At 61.4% G+C, this 17636-nt stretch carries 20 protein-coding genes; 6 read left to right on the plus strand and 14 right to left on the minus strand.

All coding sequences use genetic code 11. The features are described 5' to 3' along the window. Window positions 1-153 precede the first annotated feature (153 nt). Window positions 154-1023: a non-homologous end joining protein Ku gene (gene ku / locus AC0L17_RS26330; protein ID WP_473517953.1), complete on the plus strand. Its 870-nt coding sequence runs from the start codon at window positions 154-156 to the stop codon at window positions 1021-1023. A gap of 3 nt (window positions 1024-1026) precedes the next feature. Then, window positions 1027-3576 (plus strand): DNA ligase D, encoded by a 2550-nt coding sequence (ligD, locus tag AC0L17_RS26335; RefSeq protein WP_473517954.1) that lies wholly within the window; start codon window positions 1027-1029, stop codon window positions 3574-3576. 32 nt (window positions 3577-3608) lie between these two features. Here ligD and AC0L17_RS26340 read toward each other — a convergent pair whose 3' ends face one another. Then, entirely contained in the window at window positions 3609-4649 is a 1041-nt protein-coding gene (locus AC0L17_RS26340) for an ATP-dependent DNA ligase (RefSeq protein WP_473517955.1), read from the minus strand. Window positions 4650-4690: 41 nt separating this feature from the next. Next, complete coding sequence (ku, locus tag AC0L17_RS26345) at window positions 4691-5494, minus strand: non-homologous end joining protein Ku (RefSeq protein WP_473517956.1); 804 nt, start codon at window positions 5492-5494, stop codon at window positions 4691-4693. A gap of 301 nt (window positions 5495-5795) precedes the next feature. Between ku (AC0L17_RS26345) and AC0L17_RS26350 the strand changes: the two genes are divergently transcribed. Further along, the gene (locus tag AC0L17_RS26350) at window positions 5796-6500 is read left to right on the plus strand and encodes a phosphoribosyltransferase (RefSeq protein ID WP_473517957.1); all 705 of its coding nucleotides are present in this window, start codon (window positions 5796-5798) and stop codon (window positions 6498-6500) included. A 208-nt stretch (window positions 6501-6708) separates the two neighbouring features. Here the strand turns inward: AC0L17_RS26350 and AC0L17_RS26355 are convergent, their stop codons facing one another. Together AC0L17_RS26355 and AC0L17_RS26360 are read right to left on the minus strand one after the other, a co-directional pair. Beyond that, the gene (locus AC0L17_RS26355; protein ID WP_287216950.1) at window positions 6709-6924 is read right to left on the minus strand and encodes a hypothetical protein; all 216 of its coding nucleotides are present in this window, start codon (window positions 6922-6924) and stop codon (window positions 6709-6711) included. A gap of 16 nt (window positions 6925-6940) precedes the next feature. After that, window positions 6941-7186, minus strand: a complete 246-nt coding sequence (locus AC0L17_RS26360; protein WP_128247512.1) for a hypothetical protein — start codon at window positions 7184-7186, stop codon at window positions 6941-6943. Window positions 7187-7890: 704 nt separating this feature from the next. Between AC0L17_RS26360 and AC0L17_RS26365 the strand changes: the two genes are divergently transcribed. Further along, complete coding sequence (locus AC0L17_RS26365) at window positions 7891-9213, plus strand: NAD(P)/FAD-dependent oxidoreductase (protein ID WP_473517958.1); 1323 nt, start codon at window positions 7891-7893, stop codon at window positions 9211-9213. Window positions 9214-9463: 250 nt separating this feature from the next. Here the strand turns inward: AC0L17_RS26365 and AC0L17_RS26370 are convergent, their stop codons facing one another. The 3 genes from AC0L17_RS26370 to AC0L17_RS26380 all read right to left on the minus strand — a co-directional run bounded on the left by AC0L17_RS26370 (window position 9464) and on the right by AC0L17_RS26380 (window position 11029). Continuing rightward, window positions 9464-9709 carry a hypothetical protein gene (locus tag AC0L17_RS26370; RefSeq protein WP_473517959.1) on the minus strand — a complete coding sequence of 82 codons (246 nt, stop codon included), beginning with the start codon at window positions 9707-9709 and terminating at the stop codon, window positions 9464-9466. Between the two features lie 164 nt (window positions 9710-9873). After that, window positions 9874-10122, minus strand: coding sequence for a hypothetical protein (locus tag AC0L17_RS26375; protein WP_023801331.1), 249 nt, complete (start codon window positions 10120-10122; stop codon window positions 9874-9876). Window positions 10123-10207: 85 nt separating this feature from the next. Further along, a complete protein-coding gene (locus AC0L17_RS26380) occupies window positions 10208-11029 on the minus strand; it encodes an SIR2 family NAD-dependent protein deacylase (RefSeq protein WP_091590274.1) in 822 nt (273 codons plus the stop codon). Window positions 11030-11229: 200 nt separating this feature from the next. On the opposite strand from AC0L17_RS26380, the gene AC0L17_RS26385 reads away from it, so the two are divergent. After that, a complete protein-coding gene (locus tag AC0L17_RS26385; protein ID WP_473517960.1) occupies window positions 11230-11550 on the plus strand; it encodes a hypothetical protein in 321 nt (106 codons plus the stop codon). 205 nt (window positions 11551-11755) lie between these two features. Here the strand turns inward: AC0L17_RS26385 and AC0L17_RS26390 are convergent, their stop codons facing one another. The 3 genes from AC0L17_RS26390 to AC0L17_RS26400 all read right to left on the minus strand — a co-directional run bounded on the left by AC0L17_RS26390 (window position 11756) and on the right by AC0L17_RS26400 (window position 12969). Next, entirely contained in the window at window positions 11756-12043 is a 288-nt protein-coding gene (locus tag AC0L17_RS26390) for a GIY-YIG nuclease family protein (protein WP_473517961.1), read from the minus strand. A gap of 308 nt (window positions 12044-12351) precedes the next feature. After that, window positions 12352-12489: a hypothetical protein gene (locus tag AC0L17_RS26395; RefSeq protein ID WP_287216954.1), complete on the minus strand. Its 138-nt coding sequence runs from the start codon at window positions 12487-12489 to the stop codon at window positions 12352-12354. Window positions 12490-12507: 18 nt separating this feature from the next. Further along, window positions 12508-12969, minus strand: a complete 462-nt coding sequence (locus AC0L17_RS26400; protein WP_473517962.1) for a GFA family protein — start codon at window positions 12967-12969, stop codon at window positions 12508-12510. A 170-nt stretch (window positions 12970-13139) separates the two neighbouring features. Between AC0L17_RS26400 and AC0L17_RS26405 the strand changes: the two genes are divergently transcribed. After that, window positions 13140-13751 (plus strand): TetR/AcrR family transcriptional regulator, encoded by a 612-nt coding sequence (locus AC0L17_RS26405; RefSeq protein ID WP_473517963.1) that lies wholly within the window; start codon window positions 13140-13142, stop codon window positions 13749-13751. Between the two features lie 73 nt (window positions 13752-13824). Here the strand turns inward: AC0L17_RS26405 and AC0L17_RS26410 are convergent, their stop codons facing one another. The 4 genes from AC0L17_RS26410 to AC0L17_RS26425 form a co-directional block, all read right to left on the minus strand. Continuing rightward, a complete protein-coding gene (locus AC0L17_RS26410; protein WP_473517964.1) occupies window positions 13825-14775 on the minus strand; it encodes an NAD(P)/FAD-dependent oxidoreductase in 951 nt (316 codons plus the stop codon). A gap of 59 nt (window positions 14776-14834) precedes the next feature. Further along, window positions 14835-15308, minus strand: coding sequence for a DUF2269 family protein (locus tag AC0L17_RS26415; RefSeq protein ID WP_473517965.1), 474 nt, complete (start codon window positions 15306-15308; stop codon window positions 14835-14837). Then, a complete protein-coding gene (locus AC0L17_RS26420; RefSeq protein WP_473517966.1) occupies window positions 15308-16594 on the minus strand; it encodes an SDR family oxidoreductase in 1287 nt (428 codons plus the stop codon). The genes AC0L17_RS26415 and AC0L17_RS26420 overlap by 1 nt, the downstream gene beginning before the upstream one ends. 141 nt (window positions 16595-16735) lie before the next feature. Then, window positions 16736-16954: a hypothetical protein gene (locus tag AC0L17_RS26425; RefSeq protein ID WP_473517967.1), complete on the minus strand. Its 219-nt coding sequence runs from the start codon at window positions 16952-16954 to the stop codon at window positions 16736-16738. Window positions 16955-17636 lie beyond the last annotated feature (682 nt).

Consider the following 17636-nt stretch of genomic DNA (forward strand, 5'->3'; position numbering starts at 1 on the left):
CAACGGCGGGTGGTGAATTTGGTTGCAGCGGAATGGCTTGTCTGCTGGGCCATGACCCCTCTGATGATCGCCGCGCAGGCGCCAAAGGAACAAATCCGTGCGCCGCCACGTTGCATTTCCAGTGCAAACGCTTGTGACAGTGAGGCTACCGTCTTGGCGCCGAGAGCAAATTGGAAGGGTTTTCTGAAAATCGGAGAACTCAGCTGCCCGGTGGCGCTCTATACGGCTGCCTCAACCTCAGAGCGGATCGCTTTCCACACGATAAACCGCGCCACGGGGCATAGGGTGCATCGCGCCTTCGTCGACAGCGATAGCGGCAAACCGGTCGAGAAGGACGACCAGGTCAAAGGCTTTGAGATCGGCTCGGGTGAGTACGTCGTGCTCGAACCCGATGAGGTGGCAGCCGCTGTCCCCGAGAGCGACAAGACGCTGTCGGTCTCGGCCTTCATCGGCTGTTCCGATGTCGACGATGTGTATTTCGACAAGCCTTATTACCTGGCCCCGTCGGACAAACACGCGGAGGAAGCGTTTGGGCTGATCCGCGAAGCCATGCGCAGGAAGAAGGTCGCCGCCATCGCCCAGACCGTCCTGTTCCGGCGCGTCCGGACCCTGCTCGTCCGCGCCTATGACGAAGGCCTGGTCGCAACGACGCTGAATTTCGATTACGAGGTGCGCTCGGCGGAGGAGGCTTTCGAAGACATCCCCGACTTGAAGATCGAGGGCGAGATGCTCGAACTGGCCGAACACATCATCAAGACCAAGAAAGGCAAATTCGATCCGACCAAATTCGACGACCGTTATGAGGCGGCGCTGGCCGAGCTTGTGAAGGCAAAGCTCGAAGGCAAGAAGATCGCCGTTCCGAAGCCGGCCAAGCGGGAGAAGGTCGTCGATCTTATGGATGCGCTGCGCCAGAGTGCCAGCGTTGGCGGCAAGCAGCCCTCGACAAGAAAGCCCGCGGCAAAGTCAAAGCCAGCGCGCCATGCCAAGGCGAAGCAGACAGCGCCGCGTCGGAAGGCCGGCTGACCGATGGCGCTCGAGACCTACCGCAAGAAGCGCAATTTTTCCGTTACCCCGGAGCCGCAGGGCCGCAGGGCGCCCAGGACCGGCAACAGCTTCGTCATACAGAAGCACGATGCCACCCGGCTCCATTATGATTTTCGTCTCGAAATGGACGGCGTCCTGAAGAGCTGGGCCGTCACAAAAGGGCCGAGCCTGATCCCCGGCGAGAAGCGTCTTGCCGTCCACGTCGAGGACCATCCTCTGGAATATGGCGACTTCGAAGGCACAATCCCGAAGGGCGAGTATGGCGGCGGCACCGTCCTCCTTTGGGACAGAGGCACCTGGAAGCCGATCGGCGACGCGCATCGCGGCTATGCGAAAGGCCATCTCGACTTCGAACTTCACGGCGAGAAGCTTGGCGGCCGCTGGCATCTTGTGCGGATGGCCGGAAAGCCCCGGGAGAAGCGCGAGAACTGGCTGCTGATCAAAGGCGACGATGACGCCGCGCGCACCGAAGGTGATCCCGACATTCTGGACGAGCGGCCGGAATCCGTCGCGACCGGCCGCAAGATCGACGACGTCGCCGGCGAAGAGCCCGGCTGGTCGTCCAAGACAGGGCGCATTCGCAAGCGCCGCGGCGGCAGCACCAGGCCAGCTCCAGCGGAAGAGGCCCCCGCCACTGTCAGCGTTCCCGAACCGTCAAAGATCAAGGGCGCCAAGAAGGCGGCGCTTCCCGATTTCGTCGAACCGACGCTGGCGACCCTGGTCTCGTCAGCGCCGTCGGGCGAGCGCTGGCTGCACGAGATCAAATTCGACGGCTACCGGCTGCAGGCCAGGATCGAAGCCGGCCGCGTCAAACTGTTGACGCGGAGCGGTCTCGACTGGACGAAGAAATTCGGCAAGGCGGTCGTTTCGGCGCTGGCCGATATCCCGGTCGGGACGGCGCTGATCGACGGTGAACTCGTGGTCGAGACGTCAGCCGGCGCATCGGATTTTTCCGCGCTGCAAGCCGATCTCAGCGAGGGCCGCAGTGATCGCTTTCACTTCTACGTCTTCGACCTGCTTCATCTCGACGGCTACGATCTGCGCGACGTTGCGTTAATCAATCGCAAGGAATTGCTGGAAAAAATCATCGGCAGTAACAGCGGCATCATCAGCTACAGCGGCCATTTTGAGGAGGACGGCGCCCTGGTGCTGCGACATGCCTGTCGGCTGAGCCTGGAAGGCATTGTCTCCAAGCTTCGCGATGCGCCCTACCGCGCCGGCCGCAGCAAGAACTGGGTGAAGTCGAAATGTTCGGCGCGGCAGGAATTTGTCGTGGCCGGCTTTATCCCCTCGACAACCTCGCGCAAGGCGATCGGTTCGCTTGTCCTGGGTGTCTATGACCACGGCAAGCTTCATCATGTCGGGCGCGTCGGCACCGGCTACACAGCGGCGGTCGCCGAGAGCCTGTTCAAGAAGCTCGAGCGGATGCGCGTTCCGTCAAGCCCGTTCGACGAGCGTCTGAGCGCCGAGGAGGCTCGGCAAGTCCGCTATGTCAGGCCGGATCTCGTCGCCGAAGTCGAGTTCCGGGCGTGGACCGCCGACGGCAATCTGCGCCACGCCTCGTTCCGCGGATTGCGCGAAGACAAGCCGGCGAAGGAGATCGTGCGCGAGACGCCGAAAACGAGCAAGGAGGTGGCTAAACCTCAGCGCCGGACCGTCAAGCTCACCCATCCCGACCGCCTCTACTGGCCGGACGAGGGCGTGACCAAGGAAGGTCTCGCCGACTACTATGCCGAGGTCTGGCGCTATTCGTCGCCCTATATCGTCGGCCGGGCGCTGGCGCTGGTGCGATGTCCCAACGGGATTTCGGGCGAGCAATTCTTCCAGAAGCATGCCTGGAAGGGACTGAACCCCAACATCGTACTGGTCCACGACCCCAAGGATCCGCCCGACGAGCGGCTGATCAGCATCAATGATCTCGACGGGCTGATCGGTCTCGTCCAGTCGGCGTCGCTGGAGATCCACCCCTGGGGCTCGACGGTGAGCGATTGGGAGCGTCCGGACACGATCATCATGGATCTCGACCCCGGCGAAGGCGTGAGCTGGGAGGCGGTGATCGAAGCCGCCGTCGAGACCCGCGACCGGCTGAAGGATGCGGGGCTTGTCCCCTTCATCAAGACCTCCGGCGGCAAGGGTCTGCACGTCGTGGCGCCATTGAAGCCGAAAGCCGAATGGCCAGCTGTAAAAGCCTTCACCAAGGCGATTGCCGACTCCATGGCCGCCGACAGTCCCAACCGCTACGTCTCGACCATCACCAAATCGAAACGGCGCGGGAAAATCCTGGTCGATTATCTGCGCAACCAGCGTGGTGCGACCGCGGTCGCACCCTATTCGACAAGAGCACGACCGGGTGCGGCGGTGTCGATGCCGCTTGCCTGGGACGAGCTCGGCCCCGGCATCGGACCGGCCTATTTTACCGTCGAGAACACACCGACCCGGCTTGCCTCGCTGTCGTCGGACCCCTGGCAGGATTTCCGCGCGGCCGCAGCGCCAATCGAAGACCGTGCAAACCGGCGCAAGAGAGCGGCTTGAGGACGGCACTGCGAGTGCATGCATCGGAATAATCAGGCGATCTGCTCGAGCGTGCATTGCTCGGGCGCCTTGTCTGGTCGCCAGCGCAGGAACTTGGTGCCGTGCCGGAAACGGTCGCCGGTGACGTGATCGAAGCGCACTTTGACCACCAGTTCGGGCCGCACCGGCTCCCATTCGCCGCTGCGCTCGGTGCTCCAGCGGCTCGGCCCGCCCGGCGCCTTTCCGGTAAAGCCCGGTGGCTCGCGCATGGCTTCGAGCTTGCGGGTAAGCTCGGCCCTGTCCTCCTTGGCAATGGTCGAGGTGAAACCGACGTGGTCGAGCTTGCCGGCCTCGTTGTACAGACCCAGCAGCAATGATCCGACCTGACGACTGCTGCTGAGATAGCGAAAGCCGCCGACCACACAATCGGCCGACCGCAGCCGCTTCACCTTCACCATCGCGCGCACCCCCGGTTGGTACGGACCGTCCAGCCGCTTGGCGACGACGCCGTCTGTCGCCCCATGTCCGGCATCCCCTAGCCAGGAGCGGGCTTCCTTCACATCGCGCGTGCAGTGCGAAAGCACGATGTTCCTGCGGTTTGCCGAAGCGACGAAAGCCTCAAGGATCGCTCGCCGTTTTTTCAGGGTCCGCGCCAACCAGACGGTTCCGTGCTGATCGCAGAGCATGTCGAACAGGACGATGCTAGCCGGCGTTTCGGCGGACAGCTTGCGGATCCTGCTCTCGGCGGGATGAAGCCGCATCTGGAGCGCGTCGAACGAAAACTTGCCGTCGACCGAGATGACGATTTCCCCGTCGACGACAAAACGGCGCGACGGCAGTTCCTTCAATGTCGCGACGAGTTCGGGAAAATAGCGTCCGAGCGGCTTGCCTGACTTTGCGCGCAACTCGACCGCATCATCCTGCCGAAATGCCAGGCAGCGAAAACCATCCCACTTGCGTTCATATTGCCATCCCTCTCCTTCGGGAATCGCATCGGCCGCCTTTGCCTCCATCGGAGGCGTATCGAGCGGCAGGAGGAAATCGCTGGATCGGCGGGTGCTGTCGAAAGCAGGATCGCGGGGTATGACCTTCATTGTGCTGCCTTTGTCCCCCAGCCCAGCCTGCTCCCAGGCGTTTATTTCCGCTTTCCGGGCTCCGAGCCGATGCTCTTGCGCAGCGCATCCATGATGTTGATCACGTTGCTGGCCGGTTGCTCGGCCTTGGCCTTCGCCTTGGCCGGGCCCTTCTTGCCCTTCTTCTTCGAGGCAATGATCTCCAGCAGCCGCGCCTGGACGGGATCTCCGGTCATGGCGGGATCCCACTGCCTGGTTCGCTCATCGATAAGGGTCGAGACCATATCCATCAGTTTCGGGTCGGGTTTGACGTCATCGATCTTGCCGAAATAATCCTCGGGATCGCGAACCTCTTCGCCATAGCGCAGTGTCCACAGCACGATGCCCTTGCCTCGTGGTTCAAGCATGACGGCGCGCTCGCGGCGGTACATAACCAGCCGCGATATTCCGACCGTCCCTGTCGACTGCATCGCGTCGCGAATGACCGAGAATGCCTCCTCCCCCACCGGGTCGTCAGAGGTGAGATAGTGCGGCTTGTCGTACCAGATCCAGCCGATGCTGTCGGCATCGACAAACATGTCGATATCGATGGTACGCGTGCTCTCGAGCGCAACTGCGTCGATCTCGTCGTCCTCGAGCAGGACGTATTCGTCCTCGCCGCGCTGGTAGCCCTTCACCTCGTCGTCTTCAGCAACGGGCTTGCCGCTGACGGCATCGACATATTGGCTGACCACCCGATGCCCGCTCTTGCGATTGAGCGTATGGAACCGGACCTTCTCGCTCTCGGTGGTAGCGGGCGTCATCGCCACCGGACAGGTCACGAGCGAAAGCTTCAGATAGCCTTTCCAGAAAGGACGTGGCGCCATCGAGCACCCCCGGCAGGAGTAAAACAGTCGAACGCAGCAGGGCGATCGATTGTTCCAGCAGCGTTTTTTTCGCGCGCCAAGGCCACGGCATTAGCCCATTGCCTGAGACGCCCTCCGGGCCAGCAGCAGAACCGGGGCCAATCGCATGGTTCGGCAAATTTTTACCAAGGTGAGACGAAACAATTGCCTCCTATCGTCGTTTCGCCAGTAAGGAATTTTGGTCGAGGAGCGCGACCGGCCGGGGTGTTTTCGACAATCCGGGCCTGAGCAGCGCGATGCCAGGGTCAAAAGGGTGAAGACCATGCGCTTTGACGCCTTGGGATTCAAAGATCGAACGGATGCGGGGCGCCAGCTTGCCGCCGCTTTGGCCAGGTTCGCGGCAACCGATCCACTGGTGCTGGCGCTGCCGCGCGGCGGCGTGCCGGTTGGCTTCGAAGTGGCGAAGGCACTCCGTGCCCGGCTCGACGTGCTGCTTGTGCGCAAGATCGGCGCGCCGGGCCATTCCGAATATGGCATCGGCGCGGTCGTCGACGGGGAAAATCCGCAGCTCGTCCTCAACGAGGAGGCGATGGCTTTGGTCCGGCCGTCAGACGAATACGTCGAAGCAGAGAAGCGGCGGCAACTGCTCGAAATCGAACGTCGCAGAAACCTCTATCTCGGAAGCCGGCCTGCGGCTTCGGTCCTGGGCCGGACCGTCATCGTCGTGGATGACGGCATTGCGACTGGAGGCACGGTCAGAGTGGCGCTCAAGGCGCTAAGGAAGGATCGCGCCGCGCATCTCGTGTTGGCCGTCCCGGTCGCACCTCGGGACACGCTGGACCTGATCAAAGCCGATGCGGACGAAGTGGTCTGTCTCGCCACGCCTGAGCCGTTTGTTGCGGTGAGCCGGTATTATGAGGATTTCGAACAGACCACGGACGCGGAAGTGATCCGGCTGCTGCGTGAGGCAGAACAGTTTGAGAGCAGGTCGTCGACGCGATCTGCCGAAGGAGCACGCCATGGCTAGCAAGGACCGACAACCGATGGCGATCGTCGAGCGCGGCGATATTTCTGCGCGAACTCAAAATGACCAAATCGCGCCATCGATAGAACCGCTCTTCAGTGGCGAATAGGCCTGGCCTGAGCCAAACGGCCCCTCCCCTTGCGCTCGCAGCCGACCTGAAGCGCGGCCCCGGTCAGGGCCGCGCCACCGCGCGCCAGCGGCGGTTGAGCCGTCAACCGCGCAAACGATTGGCAGCGTGATCCTGGCGCTGCTCAGTCGCGATCTGCCTGGAATCCAGACCGCGTTGCTTCGTGTGCTGGGCCTTGTCGCGGTTGGACAGGACTTTGTTTTCCTCGAGCTTGTCCTTTGGGGTGGTGGTCATGGCGCCTGCACCGGAACCCTTTCCCCGCGCACCCGCTCCGATGTGCTTCTTGCTACCTTTTGCCATGGGCTTGCTCCAATTCTTAGTCGTCGGGACGGTTCTTGTGATGAACGCTCTCCTGATTTTCTCCGCGAAGGATGTTGCGATCGTCAGGGTCAACGAGGTCGGGTGTCTTGGACCTGATTTCCGACCCCTTGCGCCGCGCTTCACGTTCCGCTGCTGATCGCTTCAGGTCAGCCTCTGCGTCGAAATCTTTGCCGGCGCCCTTCGTGTTCTCCCGCTTTTCAATGATGCGCAATTGCTGCTCATGAGTTCTGCGTCCAGCCATTGGTTTCCTCCAAGGTGCCTTTGCCTTCGACTTTTTGAGGCCCAGATCGCTGGCGGAACCGTCCACTTCCGGTGATTGCAGTTGGCCACGGTCCTTGCCGAAGCGGACCAATCGTGCGCCACCACGATCTGAGCCTGTCCTTATGGCGATAATGGCAGGGCGGCGGGATCGTTCCGAGATGGTGGCCGAATAAACCGTCTATTCGCTCATCTGCTCCGGGCTGCTATCCGCATTTGCCATGATCCGTCAGTTTTTCTCCCCGCGGTGTTCCGATGGAACATCAGAGCATCTGCGTCATTCGGCGACTGATCGCCTATGTCCACGTCTGACGCCCCGCCGCAGCGAGCGCGTAAAGCTGCAAGAGGATGGACCGCACGATCAAGGACGCCACGGTCAAACGCTTCTACTACGAGAGCCACGATCAGCTCAGGTAACACCTCGCCGACTTCGTTGCTGCCTACAACTTCGCTCGCAGGCTCAAGACCCTCAAGCGCGATCCAACGGACTCGCGAGCAGGTTACGCCGCCCTGCGCCGAACTGGAACTCGGTCGGGCTTGAGCAGCTCGTATCGATCAAGGGATCAAAAACCCGCACATCTGGCGAAGTCCTGGATGATTTCGGCACATTCTTTCGAGCGCACGATGCGATGAAGGGCTGATCGGAACTTTGCTTCCGCATTCTTGGCAGCCGAGGTTGGTTGGAACATGTCGCCCCGAGTCGAACGCATTCACAGCGATGAGCGTCTCCCGGCCGAGGTCGACGTCGTCATCGTCGGCGGCGGCATCCTCGGCTCTACGGCCGCCTATTTCCTGGCGAAGCGTGGCCTCTCTGTGGCTCTGCTCGAGAAGGGCCACGTCGCCTGTGAACAATCGAGCCGAAACTGGGGTTGGTGCCGCCAGCAGAACCGCGATCGGCGCGAACTGCCGCTCTCGGTGATCTCCATGCGACTGTGGGACGAGCTGACGCGCGATATCAATCGGGACCTTGGATTTCGACGCTGCGGTCTCGTCTATGCCACTCACGACGAGGCTGTGCTCGCCGGCTGGGAAAGGTGGCGCGAGGTCGCCAGGGAGTACGAGGTCGACACCCGCATGCTGAGCCGGGCGGAGGTGGCCGAGCGCGTCCCCGAAGCGCGCGACAAATGGGTCGGCGGGACCTATTCGGACCGGGATGGTAAGGCCGAACCTGCGCTCGCCGCGCCGGCTATCGCCGATGGGGCCAGAGCTCTGGGCGCCACCATCCACCAGGAATGCGCCGCGCGGGCGCTCGACTTGGCCAATGGCAAGATTGCCGGCGTGCACACGGAGAAGGGCTACATCAGAACCAGCGCGGTGCTGTGCGCCGCTGGCGCCTGGTCCTCGCGCTTCCTTAGGCCGCTCGGGATCAGTTTCCCCCAAGCGAGCATCCGGCAGACCGCGCTGCGTTCCACCCCGACAATCAACATAGGCGAGGCGGTCTCCACACCCTACTGCACGATCACGCGCCGACTGGACGGCAGCTATACGCTTGCGATCAGCGGCAAGGCGAACCTCGAAATCACGCCCCAGGCTATCCGGTATAGCCGGGAATTCATGCCGCAATTCTTGCGTCGCCTGAAGAACGTCAGGCTCGGCATCGGCCAATCGTTCCTTTCGGGGCCGGATTCAATGCCGGCGCTGCTGACCAGCGACGATCGGATCTTCGAACAGAATCGGGTGCTGGATCCTCCACCCTTAAAATGGCTGGTAAGCCAAGTGGTGGAGAGTGTCCGGAAGACCTTCCCCCAACTCGGCGATATAGAGATCGATAGTGCCTGGGGCGGCTTCGTCGATTGCACGCCGGACGCAGTGCCTGTGGTGTCGCAGGTGGACGGGGTGAAAGGCCTCGTCCTCGCGGCGGGCTGCTCGGGCCACGGCTTCGGTTTGGGCCCGGGGCTTGGCTATCTGGCCGCAGAGCTTGTCGTAAACGACACGCCTTCCGTCGATCCTACACCGTTCCGCCTGTCGCGTCTGGTTGACGGCTCGAAGCTGGACATCGCCGCTATCTGAAGATCAGCCGGAAGTCAGGCCTGACGCGCACCAAGCGAAGTCAAAGTGTCAGCAGACGGGTGAGCGGAATCCCAGCCGCCGCGCATGCCGGACGAATATCGCAAGAACATGCGCACAGCCCTGCGGGAAACGCCGGGCCGCAAGGAGATCGAAGCAAACCTCGCTCGGGAGCCGCTGAAGACGATGATGGGCTGACGGCGCTTGCCTGTTTGGCGACCAAGCGCCGTTGACCTGCAGGGTTCCTGACCGGTCACTGCTTGGCGGCGCTGGATGTCTTTTCGCTCGCGGAATCTGGCGTGGACTGCCTGGGCGGGTCCTGCCCTTCGGATTGACGGGTTTTGTCCTCCACCTCGTCCCTTGACCGGGTCAGGCCCATGCCGCCGGCAGGCTTCTTGTTACCGGCCGCCTCCTGGGAGAATTGATCCGACGCGTCCGCACCTTTCTTGGGAGGGTACTTGGTCGCGCCATGTTCGTAACGGGTCTCGTTTTCAGTCACGGCGTTTCTCCGATTGCCTCACTCGCTTGCATGGCGATTAAACGGTCCTGTGACGTCAGGGTTCCGACTGCCGGCACTCCTGATGGCCGGCGTATGCGGCGCGGGCAGCACCCCGCGGTCACACGGCTGCCGATTTTCGGCGACGCTCAGGCGTCCTGCGCCGGTCAGGCGTCCTGCCATGGCGCGTGCAGGATGTCGGCGCCCGGCTGCTCGTCGAACAGAACCGCGCAGCCGCGCGCCCACGCCACCGGCGACAGTGCGTTGGCCACGATTTCGTCCGGCGAGATGAAATCACCGGTCAGCACCCGCAACTCTTCGACGGCTTTGGCCATCGACACCAATCGCCCTGCGGCGCGGTCGGTGGTGCAGGCGTCGATGACGGAAACGAGATCGATCATTTGGAACTGGCCCATCATAGGCCTCCGCAAACAGCATCCCTTCGCAGCTATGAACGTCGCAACGATCTACAATGTTCCCGGCCGGCCGAACGCATCGGCACTAAGCCTGGTCTATCGCGTCCTTGAGCTTGCTCAGGAATGCCACCAGAGCATCCTCCGGCCGATCGGCCTCGTCGGTCAGCATGTCGATACCCCAGCGTCCGAGGACCGCTTCCTGGACGACGCTTGGTTGCGGCATGAAGACGAACGATTTCGGACGATTCCTTTCATAACCGGACCGGCGCCAGGTTTCCCAAAGCCGATACAGCAACAGACGGATGTTCATGTCTGACATGCTGTAGCCGATGAACAGGACGGTGCGCCCGAGTGCGTCGGCGCGAAACTTCACGTCCAACGGCGACTCGAACGACAGCCGCTCGAAATAGTCGGACTCCGCCAGGACCAGCGATGCGTCGTCGTCGAAATCGCCGTGATATTTGATGATCTGGGTAACCTCGCCGTTCACCTTGGCGATATCCTTGGCATTGGCCACTTTTACGAACGCGCGGTCGTGGACTTCGAACGCAACCTCAAGGTTTCGATCATAGTTGGTGGTGTAGATGATCGGGAAATCGAGTGACACGATCAGCTTGTGGATCGCCGATCCCTTGACTTTTTCCCGCGAGACGCTCCATTCGCGATCCATCCAACTGCGCAAGGGGCCGAGACTGCCATGCTTTAGCCGGTAATATTCGGCAAGAGCCTGGTAACTGGACTCTGGCCTGTCGACCACGTCTCGATCGAGGCCGAGTTCATCCACCATATGCTCGATGAGCGTCTCCCAAGATGGCAGGCCGACGCTCATCGACACACCCGCCCCAACGAACAAGATCGCTCGTCGCTCTTTCACGGATTGAGCCAGTTGCTCAAGTGCAGACGGCATGACCAACTCACCAGGCAATGATCCAAACACAACTGCGAAAGCCGCCCTCTGTTCCGGAGAAGCCGGATCAGCGCCAAGTCTGTTCAGAAACCGGGTCTGTTCAGAAACCGGGTCTGTTCGGAAAATCGGGTGTGTTCAGCAAATGCGGCGCAGACTGGAACCGCTGAGCCAGATCGAAGTTTGGTGTCAGGGGAGAGACCATGATGGCCGTCCGACGACATCAGACCAAAGCGAGAGGCGATATTCAGGCCGGGGCGACACAGGACAAGACCCCGGGGTTCGACCCTGCCGCGGCACCTGAAAAGACCGACGCCGAAGCGGCCGGTATGCCAAATCCTGTCGCCGAGGCTCGTCCACGGCGACAGCCTGAGTTCACGAATGAAGCAAGCTTCGGCGATGCGATGCGGCCGGCAGCAAGCGAGCCTGGTCTTCAGCCTGGCAAGAACTGGCCGGTACTGGTGATTGCCGCAGTCGTTCTCGTAGCGGCCGCGGCCTTCGTGCTGGCAGCCATGCTGGGATAGTTCCTCTGCACAGAGGATTTGGTTCTTTGACTGACGGCCGCTGACGACCGGTCTGCAACCGCCAATCTCCAACGTCTGCGATTAGCCGTAAGCCACCCACGCCTTCGTCATCCTAGGTCGAAGCAAGGAGCGAAGCGACGCGGCGCAGAACCTAGGATCCATGCCGTGACATCCGCCGAAGAATGCAGCGGAGCAGAACCGAATGCTACCATCCGGTCCCGCGAAAAAGCTCGAACCACTCCGGATTGGTCTTCTCAATCAACTCTATCTTCCACTGGCGCGGCCAGCGCTTCAGCGACTTCTCGCGCTGGATGGCATCACGAATGTCGAAATATTCTTCGTACCAGACCAGACGCTGCACGCCGTAGCGGCTGGTGAAGCGCGAGCCCTGGCCGGATCTGTGCTCCGGCATACGGCGTCCGAGATCGTTGGTGACACCGATGTAGATCGTGCCGCGCTTCTGGCTCGCGGTCATATAGGCATAGCCGGTCATGGTGGAAGGGTAATTGCCACCGTTGCGGATACAAGTGCCATTCAGAGCCGCTGCATTCTTCGGCTGATGTCACGGAATGGATCCTAGGTTCTTCGCCGCGTCGCTTCGCTCCTTGCTTCGACCTAGGATGACGAAGTGGAGGGATGCTCCGGCTAATCTCGAAAGTGCGCGCTGCCCTGAGATCGGCCCGTTTGCGGGGAGTGTCTATGTTCGCTGCCGATCGGTCCGCTAGCGAGGTACGTTTCCGGGCACAGATATACGTAAGCCATCCCCCGTAACTTCCGTAAGGATCTGGCCGCGCCGCCATGTCACGCCCAAAAGCATAGTTCAGTTCGGTGAGCGCCGTGATGAACCTGGCCGATCTTGCCGAAGATCGAGCCGATGATGCCGCATGACGACAGGTAGATGCCGGACAGCGCCGAGACCATCACGTCGATGGCACCCAAGTAAATCGACTCACCAATTCACAAGCCACTCATGATCATTTTCCCGACTGCCAAAAGGCTCGGGTAATAGCCGCTGTACTTGGGCAGGCTGCCGGGCATGTCCAGCACACGACGGTGATAGAATATATCCATCCGAACCGGCGGCAGCCGGGCCCCGGGCTCGAAATTGCTGGCCGGGATGAACATCGTCCTGAACGGCCCAAAGCCCGCAACCTCCACAACCGGCTTGCCGCAGGTCCGGCAGGCCCCGCGATTGAAGTTCGGCGGCGGACGGTATTTCTTGAATGAAATATTGCCGGCGTTTTTCAGCACGACACCCTTGGCGCGAACGGCGACCACATCCGCGAACGGTTTGCCGTTGAAGGCCTGACAGATCAAACAGTGGCACCGGAACCTGGCTTTCGGCGACGTATGCACCTCGAACGAGCAAGCGCTGCATTCGCAGGAGCCGTGTAGCGGCAACGATGGGTCGGTGGTCATGGGCTGATGCTCCTCGGTTTCATTGGGAGACTGCCTAGCCGATCTGCGTCGGTGATTTTGCGATTGCGTTCATGGTCCACTTCGATGTAGACAGGAGAAACTTACGCCCTTGATGTAGCCCCTTAAGTAGCCACTGTCAACAATGTATTCACAAGAAACTTTGAGGTGCCATGCAGGACGTACCCAGCCGCCCCTATCACCACGGTGATCTCCGCCGTGCCGTTATCGAGACGGCGTTGGATATGCTTCGGGAGGAGAAGGGCTGGCAGTTCACGCTGCGGGAAGTCGCCCGCCGGGCTGGAGTAAGCCACGGGGCACCCTACAAGCACTTCCCCGATAAGGCCGCGCTGCTTGCGGAGATCGCTATGATTGGGTTCGACCGATTGCGCGAGTCCCTATCGGCAGCGAAGTCTGAAGCGCCGAAAACTCTGCGCGACGAAATTACTCCGATAGCTCGTGCCTACGTCGCGTTCGGAACGGACAACCCGGCTCTCTACCGCCTGATGTTTAGCGCGGAGGAGGGAAAAGCGGTGGGAATGCATCTCAATGAGCGGGCGCTGTCGGTATTCGATATTCTCCTCGAAATCCTCCGGCGCGGCCAGGCCGCGGGGAGCATTCGCAAGCGGCCGATAGAAGGTCAGGCGGCAGCCGGCTGGGGGCTCATCCACGGCATGACCATGCTTGCGATCGATGGGCTCCTGGTGCCTGAGAAGGTGGGATCGGCCCCCTTGGATGCGGCCTTGAGCACACTGTTGGAAGGGCTGGCGAGCCCAGCAACATGACATTAACTGGCGCCATCCCGTTCGTCTTATGATCCGCCTACCGTATATCTGTGCCCTTCAATGTTCAGAGGCCTTATTCGTACCCGAGGGCAAGGTCATTGTGAACATCTGTCGCAGCGATCGCAGCCTGGCCGAAAGCGACTGCGATCTGGTTCAGGGCCCTGACCAGGTCGCCGATGGCATACACCCCCTCGACCGAGGTCCGCTGATGCTTGTCGACGACGACATAGCCCTCGTCGCAGCATTTGACGCCCATTGCCAGCGCGAGTTCGGAACGCACCCGGCATCCCATCGCCGGATAGATGACGTCAAACTGGCGCATCTCGCCGTCCTTGAGGATGGCCTGGTAGCCGCTGTCGGTGGGAACAAACTTTCTGAATGCGTCGCAAACAGCAATGTTCTCTTCCATGGCCACGCGCCGTGTGCTGGCGGAAAAATCGGGAAGATAGCGTGCGAGCATTGTGACGTGCTGCGTATACTGCTTGAGGAACAAGGCCTCTCGCAGCACCTGCGCCTCGTGACCGATGACCGCGACCTGACGATCTATGACTTCGTAGCCGTCACAAACCGGGCAAAGGCGTACGCTGCCTCTGGCGATGGCCTCGCGCAGTCGCGGAATTGCAGGCACGACATCGACGATACCTGTCGCCAGGAATACCTTGCGAGCGACGATCCGCCCGCCGTTGGTCTCGGCGCCGAACCCGCCTACGGTCGGCTCGACCGATGATGCCTGATCCTGGACCAGTTTCGCTCCGAACTTGGCGGCTTGGGCGCGAAGCCGCTGAAGAAGATCGGGGCCGCTGATCCCTTCCGGAAATCCCGGACAGTTACGGCTTTCCGCAATCAACCTCGCGCGCGCTTCACCCGCGTCGACCACGACGACCCGATGACGGAACCTGCCGAGATAGATAGCCGCCGCCAGCCCCGCAGGTCCACCGCCAACAATGAGAACATCCGCTTCGGTCGCGGACGAGGCTGAATGTCGGCGTTTGCGCGCGGGTCGATCCATCCGCGCCGAACGCATTCATGGGAAAGATGTTCCAGCGCCGAAATCGAAGCCACGACATCTGTCGCGGCAAGGCGTTACCACTCGATCGTCGGCCGCGCGATCATCAGCCAGAAAATCCCGAGGACGACAGCAAAGGCGGGAAAGCCGAAGGCGAACCACAGCCGGAAAAGCCTGGTATACCGGGCCGGCAGCGGGGCCCCCGTTTTGGCGGCTTCGGACGCCAGATTGCGCATTTCCATCTGCATCCATACCACCGGCAGCCAGAACACACCGGTGACGATATAGAGCGCAATGGACAGCACGATCCAGCCTTCGGAGAGCGAGTAGCCCGCCAGCCAGGCGAGCGCGAATCCGGTTATCGGCTGCGCCACGACGGCAGTTGCCGTGAAGAGAAAGTCGGCGACCACGACGATGCGCGCCACTGCTGCAATTGTTGCCGCGTTGCCGGTCCTGTGGGCGAGAAGCATGAAGAACGCGATGCCGGCGCCGGTGCCAAGCAGCACGCTGGCACCGATGACATGCAGGAACTTCAGCACGAAATAGAGCATCAGCGCTCCTCCAGGATCGCCAAGGCAACGAAGTGAAGGACGATGATCGGCAAGACCTTCAGGAATGGCCCAAGTGGCTCGTTCCACAGGTCCGGGCGCAGGAAAGTGCCCACGGCCAGATAGAGCAGCGAGAGCGCGATGCCAGCGTAGAGGCCTTTTCGCGCCGTTGGCCGCCAGGCTATCAGTGCGCCGACGACGATGTCGGCAAGAGCGCCGGCGATCACGGCAGGCGCCGACAAGATGCCAGCCCCCGTGCTTTGCATGAGGCCGATGCCGTTGCCGTAGCCAGTGGTCAGCGACACAATCCCTGTCATGATCCAGAACAACGGCAGCACGACGAAGATTGCAGGCTTGACGACATAAAGCCCGGCAAACCATTTTTCCTGCACCGTCGCAGGATTGAGCGCGAGGAACTGCGCCAGGCTTTGTGGCCGCATGCCGGTCAGGGAAATCCAGTCCGAGGGATCTCCGAGCGCGCCCCGTGCGATCTCCCTGGCGGCATTGGTGCGCATTGGGGGCCGCCAGCCGAGCATCGCGGCAAAATCGCCGAGGCAGTAGGCAATCCGCGCACCCCATCCCGGCAAGACCAGCCTGGCTGCAGGAGCCCAGCCGAGCCAGCGGCGGAAAGTACCGACGATCTCATCCATGGTCAGCTGTTCGGGACCGGCAAGCTCCAGCGCCAGACGAGACGGGCTGCCGGGATTGAGAAAGAAGAGCACCGTCGAGACCACATCCTCGAGCTGCACGACCTGCAGCCGGCCGGTATCTGGCATTGACGGCAGGACCGGCAGCGAGGCCAGGCCGCGAAACAATGCACTGGCCCCAAACACAGGCCGGCCGAGCACCACGGAAGGGCGAAGGATTATCCAGTCCAGGTCAAGCGCCATCAGCGCCTGATCGCCGGCATATTTCGTCGCCGAGAACGACGAAGGCTGTGCCCGATCCACTCCCATTGCCGAGAAGTGGATCACCTTGGCAACGCCGGCCCGCGCGCAGGCGAGAAAAAGAGCCGCCGCCGCATCGCGATGGACTTGCCCGGTCTTTTCGCGCGGGCTGTCCTGCAGAACGCCGGCACAGTTCACCACGGCATCGACGCCAGTCAGATGCGGCAGCCAATCTTCAGGGCGTAGCGCGGCTGCCATATCCAGCACCAATGTCTGGTAATCACGGGCGGCATTTGCCCGAGGGCTACGGGCGATGCCGACCACCTCATGTCCTTCGGAGACGAGGCGGGCGCAGATCGAAGCGCCGATAAAGCCGGTGGCTCCAACAACGAGAATTCTCATCGGACCCCGATCTCCGGCAGCCACGAGATCGTCGCCGTTCTATTCGGCGCGTATCTCTTCCATATCATCGATGTTTTTCCGGCGCTGCGAAAGCACACGTCCAGTTGCTCAGGGTTGCTGATGACCGCATGACCACGGTCTCTAACGCGATGGGGCGGAATCCTCATTCCTGTACTCATGAATGAGACCAAGGATTTGCGAGCGGACCAACTCGCGAGCCTCGGGCCGAACGAACGGCATCAAGAGTTCGACCCGTTCCTCGACGCTCTCGGGAAGATCCGCAGCAGGATCGACGAGGTCGTTGCCGTGCGCGTAGAGATTTTCCGTCAATTTCTTATCAAGGTCGGAAAAAATGCCCATTGATCTGCTCCAAACCAGCTTCTCTGCTTAATAGAAGGTTGACGAAAATGTTCCCCGGATGATCGATCACAACAGCTGCTTCTCCGGCCGAAGCGCTGGGACTGGTCCAGCTCCACTTGTCCGGGCGGCAAGGAATTCAGGCAGTATCTTAATGTGGGAGAATTAGAGAGACATTTGCGCGAGGTGCGAAAAAGCAACGCCAATACAGCTGATTAGTGACGACGTAGGTACTCTCGCAGATGTGGTATTGGCCGTCCGGCGATTCCTGCACACGGTCCCGTGGGATGTTGAAATTATGCGGCAAGTAAGTGTAACCACCGTCTATCCTGGACCGTACCGACGACCGAGGTATGGCGCGGCAATCAGAGCCACCGCAACACTTGAATTTCGTCAGTGGGTCGATCCTGTCCTCGTACCAATCATGGGCGCTGGCGGCAGTTGCGGTGGCGATACACATCGTGAAGACGAGGCTTCGCATGGCGTTCCCCCAGGTATTTGGCAGGCGCTGCTCGTTCGAGCGCCCATGTATATTAGCGTTCCATTAGAAACACCATTGGCCTCCGACCGACTGACGCAGTTCCAGCAAGCGACGCTCGCGCTGAATGACCGCATTGGGTCAACCCTGCCAACAACCGGGAGTTGTCTCACTCGTTTCCGTGTCGGCCAGGACGCGGTGAAAATG

Source organism: Mesorhizobium sp. WSM4829, assembly GCF_055811475.1.